12 protein-coding genes are annotated in these 14,776 nt (G+C 47.8%); 9 read left to right on the top strand and 3 right to left on the bottom strand.

The features are described 5' to 3' along the window. Positions 1-31 precede the first annotated feature (31 nt). The 9 genes from KTG14_RS09855 (at position 32) to KTG14_RS09815 (ending at position 11,545) form a co-directional block, all read left to right on the top strand. Positions 32-1,039, top strand: coding sequence for a peptidoglycan bridge formation glycyltransferase FemA/FemB family protein (locus KTG14_RS09855; protein ID WP_216970771.1), 1,008 nt, complete (start codon positions 32-34; stop codon positions 1,037-1,039). 29 nt (positions 1,040-1,068) lie between these two features. Next, entirely contained in the window at positions 1,069-2,076 is a 1,008-nt protein-coding gene (locus KTG14_RS09850; RefSeq protein WP_216970770.1) for a GNAT family N-acetyltransferase, read from the top strand. Positions 2,077-3,404: 1,328 nt separating this feature from the next. Beyond that, positions 3,405-4,919 carry a murein biosynthesis integral membrane protein MurJ gene (gene murJ / locus KTG14_RS09845; RefSeq protein ID WP_216970769.1) on the top strand — a complete coding sequence of 505 codons (1,515 nt, stop codon included), beginning with the start codon at positions 3,405-3,407 and terminating at the stop codon, positions 4,917-4,919. A 17-nt stretch (positions 4,920-4,936) separates the two neighbouring features. Then, positions 4,937-6,220, top strand: a complete 1,284-nt coding sequence (locus tag KTG14_RS09840; protein ID WP_216970768.1) for a glycosyltransferase family protein — start codon at positions 4,937-4,939, stop codon at positions 6,218-6,220. Further along, a complete protein-coding gene (locus tag KTG14_RS09835; protein ID WP_216970767.1) occupies positions 6,220-7,398 on the top strand; it encodes a UDP binding domain-containing protein in 1,179 nt (392 codons plus the stop codon). Before KTG14_RS09840 ends, KTG14_RS09835 begins: the two co-directional genes overlap by 1 nt. 14 nt (positions 7,399-7,412) lie before the next feature. After that, positions 7,413-8,033, top strand: coding sequence for a sugar transferase (locus KTG14_RS09830; protein ID WP_216970766.1), 621 nt, complete (start codon positions 7,413-7,415; stop codon positions 8,031-8,033). A 15-nt stretch (positions 8,034-8,048) separates the two neighbouring features. Continuing rightward, positions 8,049-9,227, top strand: coding sequence for a glycosyltransferase family 4 protein (locus KTG14_RS09825; protein ID WP_216970765.1), 1,179 nt, complete (start codon positions 8,049-8,051; stop codon positions 9,225-9,227). A gap of 46 nt (positions 9,228-9,273) precedes the next feature. Further along, positions 9,274-10,350, top strand: coding sequence for a hypothetical protein (locus KTG14_RS09820; protein ID WP_216970764.1), 1,077 nt, complete (start codon positions 9,274-9,276; stop codon positions 10,348-10,350). A 16-nt stretch (positions 10,351-10,366) separates the two neighbouring features. After that, positions 10,367-11,545, top strand: a complete 1,179-nt coding sequence (locus KTG14_RS09815) for a glycosyltransferase family 4 protein (protein WP_216970763.1) — start codon at positions 10,367-10,369, stop codon at positions 11,543-11,545. Positions 11,546-11,862: 317 nt separating this feature from the next. On the opposite strand, the gene KTG14_RS09810 is transcribed toward KTG14_RS09815, so the two are convergent. From KTG14_RS09810 to KTG14_RS09800, 3 genes are all read right to left on the bottom strand, one after another. Next, positions 11,863-12,705, bottom strand: coding sequence for an EAL domain-containing protein (locus KTG14_RS09810; protein ID WP_216970762.1), 843 nt, complete (start codon positions 12,703-12,705; stop codon positions 11,863-11,865). 257 nt (positions 12,706-12,962) lie between these two features. Beyond that, the gene (locus tag KTG14_RS09805) at positions 12,963-13,409 is read right to left on the bottom strand and encodes a GDYXXLXY domain-containing protein (RefSeq protein ID WP_216970761.1); all 447 of its coding nucleotides are present in this window, start codon (positions 13,407-13,409) and stop codon (positions 12,963-12,965) included. After that, positions 13,406-14,578, bottom strand: coding sequence for a DUF2157 domain-containing protein (locus KTG14_RS09800; protein WP_216970760.1), 1,173 nt, complete (start codon positions 14,576-14,578; stop codon positions 13,406-13,408). Before KTG14_RS09800 ends, KTG14_RS09805 begins: the two co-directional genes overlap by 4 nt. Positions 14,579-14,776: the final 198 nt, after the last annotated feature.

The following is a 14,776-nucleotide window of genomic DNA, read 5'->3' as shown; positions in this document are numbered from 1 at the left end:
GACAAACAAAAAAAGAAATGAGGTTTAGCGTGTGAGTGATTTGTATTTCGAAAAAAATTACGGGCGGTTATACGAAGTGATCGAAAATGGCCGGTGCGAAGTGTTTGAATTTGACCACCCAGTTGGCCGTGTACGCCATCAATTTATCCGCCGTGAGATTCCGATTCCCGCAACAGGTGGACCATATTTCGACATTGTCACTCCTTATGGCTATGGAGGGCCGGTTATTAAAAGCTGTGAGCAAGATGAAAAAGGCCGATTAATTGAGGCATTTGAGCAAGCATTTGCAGCATACTGTTCGGATCACAATATTATCAGCGAATTCGTTCGGTTCCACCCAGTGCTTGGCAATGCCTTGGATTTTGAAACATGCTACGAAGTGCGGTATTTACGGGAAACGGTGGGGACCGATTTGGCAGCATTCGAAGACCCCGTTCAATGCGAGTTCTCCAAATCGACGAGGAAAAATATCCGCAAGGCGCTGGAAGCGGGTGTAACTTATGAAATCATTGAAAATCCCCAAAGCCTGAGCGAATTCAAAGATATCTACCATGAGACGATGAACCGCAACAATGCAGATGCCTATTATTATTTCGAAGAAAATTATTTCACTGAGTGCCTCAACTATTTCGCAGACCGTATCGTGTTGACGAAAGCGATCTTTGAGGGGGAAGTCATAGGGATGGGCTTGAATTTCACTTACAAAGACCGCATTCATACACATCTGTCAGGAACTTTGAGTGATTACAACCATGCTTATCCAGCTTACGTTCTGCAATACGCATTGACGGTCTGGGGGAAAGCGAATGGCTACCGGCTGATCCATGACGGGGGCGGGAGGACCAACGACCCGAACGATAATTTGCTGATGTTCAAGAGGCAATTCGGGAAGAATACCCGATTTGATTTTTACATCGGAAAGAAAATATGGAACAAGCCGGTTTATCAAAAATTATGCAGTCTCAACGCGGCAGGTGCAGCGACTGATTATTTTCCTGCCTACCGCTGCAAAAAGCATTTGGAAGCGAGCCGTGTTTAAGCGACGCATGATGAAAGGAAGTGGATCCATTGAATGACCTGTTTTTTGAAAAAGCGTACGGCAAGCTCTATGAGAGGATGGAGCATGGAGTATGCGAGGAGTTCGTATTCCAAAGCGCACACGGCGAAATTAGGCATCTGTTTATCAAACGAGAAATCCCCATGCTGATCCGCGGGGAAAGGTGGTATGACGCCATCACTCCCTATGGTTATGGGGGCCCGCGAATCATACGTTGTGCGACAGGCAGTCATTCCGATCTGGTCACTGCTTTCGAGTGCGCTTTCGGCGAATACTGCAAAAACCAATACATCGTCAGCGAATTTGTCCGCTTTCACCCGATTTTTGGCAACGCTCGCGATTTTTCCACTTGCTATGATGTTACGTTCCAACGGGAAACGGTCGGGACAACACTGGATGGCTTTGACGATCCGGTTGCTTCCGAGTTTTCGAAATCCGCCAGAAAAACCTTGCGCCGTTCGCTGAATGCAGGCGTCACATGCCGCATTACCACGGCGCCAAGCGACCTCAGCCGTTTCAAGGAGATTTATTATGAAACGATGAACCGCGTCTGTGCCGATTCCTATTATTTCTTTGATGATACTTATTTCGATAGCTGCCTACTGAAGTTCGCCGATAAAATCATTTTGGCTGAAGCTATTTATGAAGGCCAAGTGATCGCTGCAGAGCTGCATTTTCTCTATGGCGGCATTATGCATACGCATCTCTCGGGGACGGTCCACGATTTTCACCAGCTGTCTCCAATTTATGTTTTGCAATACGGTGCTGTGCGTTGGGGGAAAGAAAACGGCGTCAAGCTGATTCATGCAGGGGGTGGCCGGACAAACGATGTGGAGGATCCCTTGTATAAGTTCAAGAAAAAGTTCGGCCAGCACACGGGCTACCGTTTCTACACCGGCCGGAAAATCTGGAACGCCGAAGTTTATGAAGAATTGTGCAAGAAGTTCAACGCTAACCTAGACGAACAATTTTTCCCGGCGTACCGGGCGAATGCCAACAAGCAATTGAGCAGCGTATGAAACTTCAAGGAATCACCAAGCGCCCGCCGCGTTTTTGGCGGGCTTTTTTTATTGTCATGTTGTTGGAAAATTTTGTGTGAAGAGAAAGTTAGTTGGGCTAGATAGCAAGATGTCATGTTCTTTGTATATTTCTTGGCAAGCAAGCCGCCTCCCGCTTGGGGCTGGCCTCCCGTAATGAGCCAAGAAGAACACTTGTCTCATTACTCCGGCTCGCCCGTGAGCGCGGTTCGGCTAGTAGATTTCATTAGATATTGCGTGCGAGCAAGTATCGCTGTTGATTGTCTTCATCCGCTGGTGTCGACGCTGAGCTGGACTTGATAGTGAGATGAATTGTCCGATGATTATCTCATCGTGAAGCAGCCGCCTCCCGCTTTGGGCTTGCCTCTTGCAATAAGCCAAGAGGAGCACTTGTCTCATCGCTTCGGCTCGCCCTTGTGCGCGGTTCGGCTGATAGATTCCATTGGATGTTACATGCGAAGAAGCGTCACTGTTGATTATCTTAATCCGCTGGTATCGTCGCTGAGCTGGACTTAATAGTGAGATGAATGGTCCGTTGATTATTTCATCCTCAAACGGTCGCCTCGCGCTTGGGGCATGCCTCCCGCAATAAGCCAAGAAGAACACTTGTCTCATTGCTTCGGCTTGCCCGTGAGTGCGGTTCGGCTTTTAGATTTCATTGGATGTTACATACGAAGAAGTATCACTATTGATTGTCTTCATCCGCTGATGGGAATGCTTAGCTAGATTTGATAGTGGAAAAGATGGTTCATTAGCTATTCCTTATGCAATTACAAAGCTGTCCAAAACTATTCATACTACTTTCAGTGACAGTTGAATTTCATTTCCACAGTACACTTAAAGATGGAGCGGAAAGGGGCCGACGCCTGAGGGACCGCGCGGGCTGGCGAGACAAACGTGCGACTGCACGTTGGCTCAACACCCGCCCCTCGGCAAGCGTGCCCCTTGCAGCGTAATCTCTTCCACTAACAGCTCTACTATCCATCTTCAAAAAGGCAACGTCCTGTCGAATCACCTACATGACGGATCCCAAGCGTCCCCTTGAAGCGCAATCTCCCCCCACAAAAAGTTCAATCACTTTTTCTCCATTAAAAATCTTCCGAATTCCACAAAGCTTTTTCAAAACACCTAAACAGTTTAACCCTCTTTTAACCTCCGCCCCATAGGATTAACAACAACAAGATTCCGTCCGTGCCAAATTCCAAGGAGGGACCCCGCTATAAACAGATGGCCGGATCAAATGATAAGCTGCATCACTGCTTCGGGAGCGGATCTTGGCTTCCAGAATGAACGCAAAAGAGGTTGAAATTATGGAAAAAACAGTCATCGCCATCATGTTCGTCGTCATCATCACGAAAGTTCTCGGCTTTTCACGAGATATCTTCCTCTCGTTTTTCTACGGTGCTGACGGGTTGACCGACGCCTACTTGATCTCGACCGATATCCCGACGGTGTTCTTTGCGTTTATCGGCATGGGCATTGCCGCAAGTTACATCCCGGTCTATACGAAAATCCGTGAACAACGTGGAAATGAAGCGGCGGAACACTTTACGGCGAACGTTACTAACGCGGTCATGCTGCTGTCGACGGTGCTAGTCATCCTGCTCTTGGTATTCCCGGTTCCGATCGTCAAATTGTTCGCCTATGGGTTCGAAGGAGAGACGCTGCGTATCGCGGTACTGTTCACGCGAATCATTTCGCTGACGCTTTACTTCACGGCCTTGATCTTCATTTTCACTAGCTACCTGGAAGTGAAAGACCGTTTCCTGCCGACGGTGCTGAGCGGCTTGCCGCTCAATGTGTTGCTGATCACGACGATTGTGGTCAGTTCAAAAATGGACATCATGATGCTCGCCATCGGAACGGTCATTGCGGTCATCGTTCAGTTTCTGTACATGGTGCCGGCAATACGCAAAAGCGGCTATCGCCATCAAATGGTGCTGAACCTGAAAGACCGTGATTTGAAGCAGATGATGATGCTTGCGATTCCGGTCATCATCGGGGTATCGGCTGACCAAGTCAATATCCTGGTCGACCGGACGATTGCTTCGCAGTTGGCCGAAGGCGGAATTTCCGCGTTGACTTATGCCCATCGCATTGTGTTCTTTGTCCAAGCGATTTTTGTGCTGGCGGTCGTCAAAGTAATGTTTCCGAAAATCTCGAAATTAGCAGTAAGGAAAAATATGGACGAATTAAAGTCGGTCGTCGGCAAAATAATTACGACGGTTTCATTGATTGTCATTCCCGCTGCAGTCGGCATGATGATTTTCTCGAGACAAATTACAGAGCTGCTTTTCGGGCGTGGGGCGTTTGAGGAGCGGGCCATTGCGATGACCACGGGCTTACTGTTTTTTTACGCACTGGGCTTGCTTGGGTTTGGGCTGCGTGAGGTGTTATCGAAAGTGTTTTATTCCTTGGAAGATTCCCGGACCCCGATGATCAATGCATTCGGCGCCATGTTTTTGAATGTCGCATTGAACTTGGTGTTATCGCGTGTCATCGGGCTGAACGGCTTGGCGCTTGCGACCAGCATCGCCGCGATTGTCAGCACGGTTCTGTTGTATGCATCATTGGTCCGAAAAATCGGCTCGCTCGACAGTCGGCGGCTTATGGCCGACTTGGCGAAAGGCATACTTGCAGCAGTCGTCATGGGCATTGCGGCAAGAACGGCATTCACAGTTTCCTTGTTGATGATGGGCGATATTCCGGCTTTGTTCATCGGCGTGTTAACGGGCGTCACGGTATATGCAGCGATGATTTGGATACTGCAATTGAGTGATATCGCTTATTACAAAGCCAGGTTGATGGCATTGGCCAGACGTTAAAAAAAGGGGGTGGGTTGATGATTTATGTACTTGGATTTTTTGTCGTACAGATTCTTGCAACATTTTTAATCAAAGATTTTCTTCCGCCGGGTGATGGCTATGCGATGCTTCTGGTCTTTACCGGAATCATCGCCATCTCCTTATATCTATACCGCAATTTGAAAAACGAGTGGCTCTTTGTCATTTTCGCGGGATTTGCAGTTCGGCTGGTTATTTTATTCATCGATTTGTATGTACCGTCGATCGGGATCTTCTCGAGCGGAACGGATACGGAGTATTTCCATGAAGTCTCCGTATTGGTAGCGAACGGCCAATATCCACTTGATCAGACCCATACAGTTTACGTGCCATTTTTATCAGGGCTCTACTATATGATCGGAGAGCAGAGGGCGTACTCGCAATTCCTCAATATTGCCTGCTGGGTGTTCTCGGCCGTATTCCTTTTCAAATCATTGAACTATTTGCAGATCGAGAAGAAATTGAGCTTTATCGCATTGCTCATCTTCACGCTTATGCCGAACAGTATTTTCATGTCGAGCATCCTGTTGCGTGAGGCACTGATCATTTTCTTCACAACTGTCTCGCTTTATTATTTCCTGCGCTGGATGGGGGAACGCTCGTTTCTTCAATTTGGCTGGGCAGTGGTCTTGTCGATTCTTGCGATGATGTTCCATACCGGCATGATCGGCTTGCTGCTCGTCTATATCGCATCGTTCTTCTGGTTGGAGCGCGGGAAGATGGGCAGAAAAATTTCCACACCGCTTATCTACTTGTTATTTGTCGGCGGCATCTCGTTTCTGGTCTTCCAAAACACCGATGTATTCTTGAGTAAATTCGTTACGGAAGAAGGCGGGACAGTCGACTACGAGATTTTCGCAGAAGGCGGGTCGGTCTACTTGGCAAGCTTCAGCGGATTATCAGGCATGGCTGCGCTGCTTGTGGCACCGCTTAAAATGTTCTACTTCCTGTTTTCGCCGCTTCCGCTCGATTGGCGGGGAGGGGCAGACATAGTCAGTTTCTTGTTTGATTCAAGTGTATACCTATTCCTGATCGGCGCGACATTGTGTGGGCTCTATCGAAGCAAAATGCCGGTCCGAACAAAAATATTCATCTTGCTGGTAATCGGGATGACCGTTTTTATCTATTCATATGGAACGCAAAGTGCCGGGACGGCAATGCGCCACCGCAATAAGATCATCCCGCTATTATTGCTGTCTTACGTTGCAGCGAATAGCAAGCAATTGCTAGAATTTACCAAAATGAAATGGACAGGGAGCAAGGGGGAGAAGGTGGACTCATGATGGAAAACTTGAAAATCGCAATTATCGGAGCGAGTGAAACAAGCTTGCTTGCAGCAACGGCACTCGGCACCGTTTATCCGGTCCTTGTATTCGATCCGGATCGCTCCAAAAAAGCAAGATTTGAGGAGAATGGCATTGCTTTTACTGATCAAGCAGAAGAATTGGCTGATGTCGGCATCCTCCTGATGACTGGGTCAAAGCATCCAGCCTATACATTGGACATGCTTTCGGAGTGGTGCCGAATCGTCGGAAAGCATATGAAAAAAGGTTCGGTGCTCATCTTCGAAGCTCCAGTGTATCCTGGCACCACTGAAGAAATTTGCATCCCTCTGCTCGAACAGCATTCCGGATTTAGCGCAGGAAAAGAATTTTTTGTCGGCTTTGCACCTTCTAGATGGCACAGCAACGACCCGCAAGGCAAGACGGTGAAAATGCGCAAAGTAATTGCCGGGCAAAGCGGTCCAGTCACCGATTACCTTGCTGATTTATATATACCGATCCACGATGGCGGCATTTACAAGGCGAAATCGATCCGTGTCGCTGAAGCTGCCCAATTGCTCGAAATCGCCCAAAAAGAAGTGAATACCGCCTTGATGAACGAAGTGGCGCTGACCTTGAATCAGCAGGGAATTGATACACACGATGTACTGGAAACCGCCAATACAAAGCGGGGGTTCATCAAATTTGAACCTGATCTTCTAGGGGATCGCACCGGGCTATGGCACGGTATAGATCAATTTTGGTGCAAAGGTGAAAAGAAAGGGCATCAAGTGGCACAGCGGATCATCAAAAAGTTGGTTCAAAACGAAATCGTCATCCATGAGGCGCGCATTACGGTGCTTGGCGTCACGAAACAAGATGGCACAAGCGGAACACCGGAGACGGGGGTGTTGGAACTTGTTTCAGAGCTACGTGAATACGGAGTAGATGTCCAGGTGGCGGATGCTCAACTCGAACTGGGGCAGGTGGAATGCGTATGTGGGGTTTTGCTGACACGGCAGGAGGAGCTGCTTCCGGCGGTTTCGGTGATACTCGCAGTACCGCATGAAGCTTACCGGAAAGCAGGATGGAAGTTATTCGAGCGCTTGCTTGAAGGCAAGGAAGGTTATGTCTTTGATGTTAAAAGCATACTCGAACGAAATGAAAAACCTGAGAAGATGACTTTATGGAGAATGTGAGGAGGGAGCAACCAATGATCGTTGGAGATTTCAGTGAAGAAAAAAAGCAGCCAAAGCGCTCGAACGCGGTGGCAAGATTGCTGGAAGTCGTGATTGCCGCTTTGATGTTATTGGTCTTATCGCCATTATTGTTAGCTGTCGCTCTATTGGTCCGAATCGAGTCGAAAGGGCCCGCCATGTTCAAGCAGCAGCGCGGCGGACTATATGGACGGCATTTCACTATCTATAAATTCCGGACGATGGAGCATGGCCGCGATAAGAAACGCAACCGCATCAACCCATTCGACGGCGACCCGAGCATTACGAAAGTCGGCAATATTCTCCGTAAAACAAGCATCGATGAACTTCCCCAGCTGATCAACATCGTCAAAGGCGATATGTCGTTCATCGGCCCTCGCCCAACCGTCACCGATCAAACCGATAACTACAACGATTACCAGAAGCAGCGGCTGATGGTGAAACCGGGAGTCACGGGCCTTGCGCAAGTGAGCGGGCGCAACACATTGAGCTGGGATGAAAAAATTGATATCGATATCGATTATATTAACCGCAAAAGTTTGCGTCTCGATTTGTACATCTTGGTGCAAACGGTGGTTAAGGTATTCCGGACAGAAGAAATTTATGAAAAAAGCTGAGCGGAGGGTAATGCCATGACAACGAAACTGATTCACGCCGTAACTGTTTCGGAAAGTTTGAGCTTTATGAATGGCCAACTGCGCTACTTGAAAGGCCGAGGATTCGAACCAAAAGCTTTAAGTTCCAGAGGGGCGGGATTCGATGAGTTTCAATCAAGCGAACAAGTGGAAATGCTCGAGTTGCCGATGGATAGGGGCATCTCACCGCTCCATGATGCGCAATCGCTTGCCCGCTGCATTGCGTTGTTTCGCCGCGAACACCCGTTAATTGTCAATGCGAGCACGCCGAAAGCCGGGCTGGTGGTTACAGTGGCTGCACGTATATGCCGTGTGCCTGTGAGGGTTTATACGATGCGCGGCTTGAGGCTGGAGACGACAGCGGGATGGAAGCGCAATTTGTTGCTGACTATGGAAAAGCTTGCTGCGTCTTCTGCAACCCATTGTTTGGCAGTATCGGACAGCTTGCGGGAAAGGGCAATCGAATTCGGCATCGCGGGTGAAGAAAAAATCAGCGTGCTTGGAAAAGGCAGCGGCGACGGATTTGATGTAGCGAGATTCCAGTTCACTCCTGAAATTGAAGCAGACGGAAATGAGCTGCGCAATCGCTATAAAATCGGTAAAGAACATGTCGTTCTCGGATTTGTCGGCAGGCTGACAAAAGATAAAGGAGTCAATGAACTGGTCTCCGCTTTCAAAATGTTAAGTCTTCAAAACGAGCAACTGCGCTTGCTCATCGTCGGCGATTATGAAGACGATGACCCAGTGGAAGCAGGTGCAAAATGGGAAATCGAGAACAATCCAAAGATCATCAAAACCGGATTTCTTCCGGATCCGGTCGTTTATTACCATTTGATGGATATCTTCGTGTTCCTGACGAAACGTGAAGGTTTTGGCAATGTGGCTATCGAAGCCGCCTTATGTGGGCTGCCGGTCGTCGCATCCGATGTCACAGGAGCACGAAATACGATCATCGACGAAAAGACCGGTTTGCTGGTAGATCCTGAAAACCTCCAGCAAATCACGGAGACGATCCACAGGTTGATAGCATCCAATAGTTTGCGCGCTCGGTTTGGGGAAGCTGGGCGGGAGTGGGCAAGTACCCATTTCAGCAACGAGGTGCTATGGAAAGAGCTGGACAGTTTTTATAAAAACTGCCTCAGCGAATCGCTGGTGCCAGCTGGCGAAGTGAACTAAGGGTTCAGGTCATGCGGGGAAAATCAAAAACAAAGGGGAGTTTCATTTGAAAACATATTATTATATTGCGTCTGCTGGAGTACTGGGTGTCAAAACGAACATTAAAAATTTCGGCTGGTCCTATGGTCATAACGTTCCTGAAGGCACGAGGGAACAATACGAGCGCTGCGTGGTTCGCATGCAGGTCGAGTTAAAGGAATTCAATGATGATGCGGAACATGAAGCGATGGGGAAATATCATTATTTCAGCGGCACGCCTGAAGCTGACAAAATTTACTATACACGAAATTACGCCGGCAAAGGACGCATGCGCATTCGCGCGGAAGGGTTTTTAACGGACGAGCCGAAAATCACCGTCAACCGCGCTTACTATAAACTCATTACCCACAGAATCATGAACCTTCATTCCATCGGTTACATCATGACTGATCTTGCGACATTATTGTTATTGAAAAAAGGCTATGCGCCGATTCATTGTTCCGCGTTCAAGAAAGATGAATCGACTTTGACAGTTTTTGCCCCGCCGGATACCGGCAAGACATTAAGCAGCATGACGGCTTGCATGGAACACGGCGCCGAATTCATCGCGGAAGATCTAGCCATCACAGACGGCAAAACAATCCATTCCGTTCCGTGGACGAGCACATTCCGTTATTACTCCACTGTCGAACAGGGGATGGGCGCGAAGATTAAAAATCGTGTCGATAAATTGTTGCCGGTCATGGAATACATCAGCTTTAAAAAGCCAGACCCGATCACGGAATACGTCGGCGAACAGTCGATACTCGACCACCAAGTGGTGACGCATGTCGCCATTTTGGAACGCGGCGATGATTATGTCGCCGAACAGACTGAAGCCGTAGCGCTCCAGAAGCTGATGAACTTGAACCGCTATGAATTCAATTATTTACGCTCGCCCTTACTCACTGCGTATGAATTCTTCAATCCGGAATTGAAAATCGACCAGGCACTCGCCAATGAACGCGAAGTTTTGACCAAATTGATTCGTGGCAGCGAAAAAGTGTTTTCCGTGAAAAAGAATAACGCCACGCATTATGCAAAGGAACTACTCGAACAAATCGGCAGCCCGGTTGCATCTGCCCAAGCGGTGCAAGGGGCCTGAAAGGGAGCGGTCCATCATGACAGCGAAAGTGCTGCACGCCATGACCATTGCCCAAAGCTTGCAGTTAGTGAAGGGGCAATTAAAGACATTGGAGACGCGTGGCTATGAAGTGAAAGCATTGAGTTCGGAAGGGAGCTACGCAGAAATCTTCGAACAAGAAGAAGGTGTGAAGGTCCTGCACGTCAATATGGAACGTGAAATTGCCTTAAAAAAAGATCTGGAATCGCTTTTTACCTGCATGCGCGTCATTCGCTCTGAAAAACCGGATATCGTCAATGCCGGAACGCCGAAAGCCGGATTGATTGTGTCCCTTGCTGCTTATTTCTGTAGGGTGCCGGTACGGATTTACAATGTGCTGGGCTTGCGCCTCGAGACAACCCGGGGCATCAAGCGGCAGATCCTGTTGATGGCAGAGAAAATCGCCGCCGCATCATCGACCCACATGCTTGCTGTCTCTCCGAGCCTGAAGCGCCAGATTGTCGAACTTGGCATCGCCCCAGCAGATAAAATCAAGATTCTCGGGCATGGCAGCGTCAACGGCTTTGACCTGCAGCGTTTCGAACTGGATGACGAGATGAAACGGCGTGTAGAGGAAAAGCGCCAAGCATATGGATGGACCGGTGATGAACTTGTACTCGGGTCAATGGGGAGGATCACCAAAGATAAAGGCATCGACGAAACAGTGCGTGCCTTTACCGAATTGCACGCCCACCATCCGAATTTGCGGCTGCTGATCATCGGCGATTACGAATCGGTGGATGCGGTTTCCGGATGGACGCGTAAGACAATTACCGATCACCCACATATCGTCCACGAAGATTACCAATTGGACCCCGTCCCGTTTTATCATTTGATGGATCTGTTTTTATTCCTGACGAAGCGTGAAGGGTTCGGCAATGTGTCGGCGGAAGCGGCGCTGACGGGAATACCGGTCATCGCAGCGGATGTCACGGGTGCTCGGGACACCTTGGTGGACGCGGAGACCGGTTATTTGGTCGACCCCGATAGCCATCAGGATATCATGGAAAAACTCGGCATGTTAATCGATAATCCTGGATTGCGTGATCAGTTGGGTGCTGCTGGCAAAGAATGGGTGCGCCAGAATTTCAGCAATGAATCCTTGTGGGAAGAAATGGATCATTATTATCGAAGTTGTCTAATGGAACGATCGAGTGTGATTGGTGAAGCGCAGTGAGGAGGTAGATGGCGGGGCTGGCCAAGATTTTTGGCTGATCAGTCCTGCTTTTTAGGATCGGTGATGATAGTATAGAGCCGCTAATAAAAATGGGGAACAGTTCCAAGGGAGTTGGATAACGAAGTGGTGGAAACATTGAAATATTGATAGGGAATCATTGAATAATGCCAAATAAGAACCTATACAAATTTGTATAGGTTCTTATTTTGAAAATTGGCCTTTTCAACAATGAGTTCCCTCATCCGTCAATATTCGATTAGAATTTTCAACGATCGAAGCCAGTATTGCAGTTTTGGAGTGGTGAAAGTTAAAGGAATTTATTGCTGTACTGGTTCATGTAGGTTGGCTGTGCCTTTTTTCAGCAGTGCATCTGGGCGTCCTAGGGCATATCCTTGCCCAAAATGAATCCCCAATTTTTTTAAGAACTGTAATTCCATACTGCTTTCAATTCCTTCAGCAATGATATAAGTATCGGCTTGCACAGAAAATTCCAGAAGAAGGTCTACTAATTGTTGTTGGGATGGCTGTCTATGAATGTCTCGTATAAGGAATTTATCAAGTTTAATGAACTCTGGCTTTACGGAAATAATAGTTTTTAAGCTGTTGTATCCTGTGCCCGCATCGTCAATAGCAATACGGAATCCTTGTTTACGGTAGTTATCTATAGTTTTTTCAAAGCTCAGATAATCGCTTACAGCTTCTTTTTCTGTCAGTTCCAATACGACGCGGGTAGGAGAAATCCCGTACTTCTTCAATAAGTCCAAGGTCGTTCCACTTCGGTAGGCTGGATCGGTCAATACTTGCGGCTGTATGTTCAAAAAAATTAACCCTTGTTCTGTGTCTTCGCCTTTGATGGACTGTTCTGCATATCTCCGTAATGAAAGATTCCTTAGAACTCCTTCTAGTTGAAAAACATTATTGCTTTTTCCTATATAACTATAAAAATCTTCAGTCGTGGGAAAATGAATGCTGCTTTTGGGTCTATTGAGCACTTCGAATCCAATAGTTTGGCCTTCTGTCAAAGAAACAATCGGCTGAAAAGCAGTACTGAAATTCTCTTGGGTCATGAGTCGCTTAACTTCTTTATCTTTTTGACTATCCGCATAAAGGGTTTTTTGGTTTTCATTTAGATAATGTATAAATTCAATCGCACTGCTCAAGCTAATGGGAATCCTTCTCCTTTTTTAACGATTCAAAGTCTCTATTGTGTTTCTAGTATAATGAATGATTATTAAGCCTTTGTTAAAATTATGTAAAATTTTGTCTCCGTTTCTACTTATCAACTGTTATGCCGCCAAGGCGAATTGGTGCATGTGGAGATAAATTGTTACTTGCAGTATTTGAAAAACTTCTATGGAATTCCAGTGGAATCTAAAAAGCCCGCGCAGCAAATGCTGCGCGGGTCTAATCCAGAAAGTCATTCTTCTCTTGGAGCGATGCCGACTGGACGGATGGAACCCCAAGGCGCCACATCAATAGTGACTTCGAGGTCAACCGCTTCTTCAAGTTCAGGGCCGCGGCCTTGCTCGACATAAAAGTTTTCTAGTTGTGGAGCGACAATGCGGCGATCGTATTTGCTGCCGTTGATCGCCCCAAAGAATGGGCTCTCCTCGATTCGGTCGATAACGGCGTAGCCATCTTCACCTTCTGTCAAGGTGAAGTAGACGGCGCCATCTGAAATTCCAGAAGGTGCGTCGAGGTCTGGATACTGCAGCATAACGTATTCACCGTAGAAAGGATCGAACGGATCATAAGGTTCAGCACGCAATAAGTATTGATCGCCGAACCAGGACGTGGCATAGAAGCTGACGACGAGCAATGCAACGAATGCGGTCTGCAGAGCAGGCATTAACCATTTCTTCATGTCACTGCACCTTCTTTCTTGCGGTTAAGCCACCAGGCGATGCCTGACAGCAGGAATAGCAGGAGGGCGCCAATCAGGAAAAACAGCGACATATCGAGCCGTTCCCACGCATAGATGACATAGATGACGAATTGGACGACGATGAAATAAACGAAGCCTAAAGCGAGTGGCTGGTCTTGACGCTGGGCAATGATCAAATAGGCGAGCGCGGTCAACTCTGCGACGATGGCCAAGGCGATGGCCGTTTCATCGAAGAGCATGAAGCCGACAAGTCCGAGCACGCCAAGCCACATCAAATGGCGTTCGCGGAAGTAAGCGACTGCGATTACTAGAGTCCCCGCTACGGCAAGGGCGATCGATTCAGGGATGGCCAATTCGGCGAAAGCCATATCGCTTTCTCCGCGAATCGCCAGGAAGACGATAAGCTGTATTCCCCCAACGATCAAATAAAGCGGGCTTAATAGCTGCTGCTTGTCTTTTGGGATTAGCAACAACAGTAACATGAGCGCGAACAAGGTCCAAATTGGCACGAGCGGGCTGTCGATGTCCCATAGGCTCCACACGAGAAAACCGGAACCGAACAATAATAGCCAGCTAAAGATCATGGCCAGCCCCTCTTTGCTCAGGAAGAACCAAGCGATCGCAACGGCAATGAACAGTAGCCATTCGATCAAGCCGATTCCGGGAACTGTCGATGTCAGGATGGTGATTCCACTAATGAACGCCAATACTGTAAATGCGGTATGGCGCCAGATGAAAAAATGTGCGATAGCGGCGGTGAACAATGCCCATGGCACGATGCTAGAACCAGTTCCGAGGTGAAAAGTTTGGCCGGTGACGATTAAACTTGCCCCGAACATCACATAGCCGAGTATGCGGAAAATGATCGGATGGCCGAAATGCTTTTTCTCGGAGAAATGAGCGAGCACGTAGAAAATCCACATGAGCAAGACAACCATGCCGACTTTCGCGATCGCCGGTATGGCTTGCCAGTTGGCGGCGATGAAGCTGAAGACGGCTAGCGCGAAAAAGATCAAGCCGATGATAAGCAAAAGAGGCAGTTTACGTTTTTTCGGCTGACGGGTTTCGAACGCTCGAATGCGCTCGGCGGTTTCTTGGTCGATGAGCCCTTCTGCACGCCATTGGGCGAGCTTGTGTTCCCATTCCATATAGGACACCTCCCTAATTATTAACTATATTATAAACCTATATTGTCAGAAATGACAGAAAGCGCACCTATTATCTAGGTCTTTTTTAGTAATTCAGCATATGTATTTATTAATTTCAAATGGCGCGTTTTGGAATGGGCGTGCCTGCTTTAACGATAGGAAAAACTCGCTGGAAAAAGGGTTAAAGCTGTTTTATGG

Source organism: Planococcus sp. CP5-4_YE (assembly GCF_019042655.1).
Classification (GTDB): Bacteria; Bacillota; Bacilli; order Bacillales_A; family Planococcaceae; genus Planococcus.
Note: the sequence above shows the minus strand (reverse complement) of the source record. Positions and strands in the feature narration are given on the sequence as shown.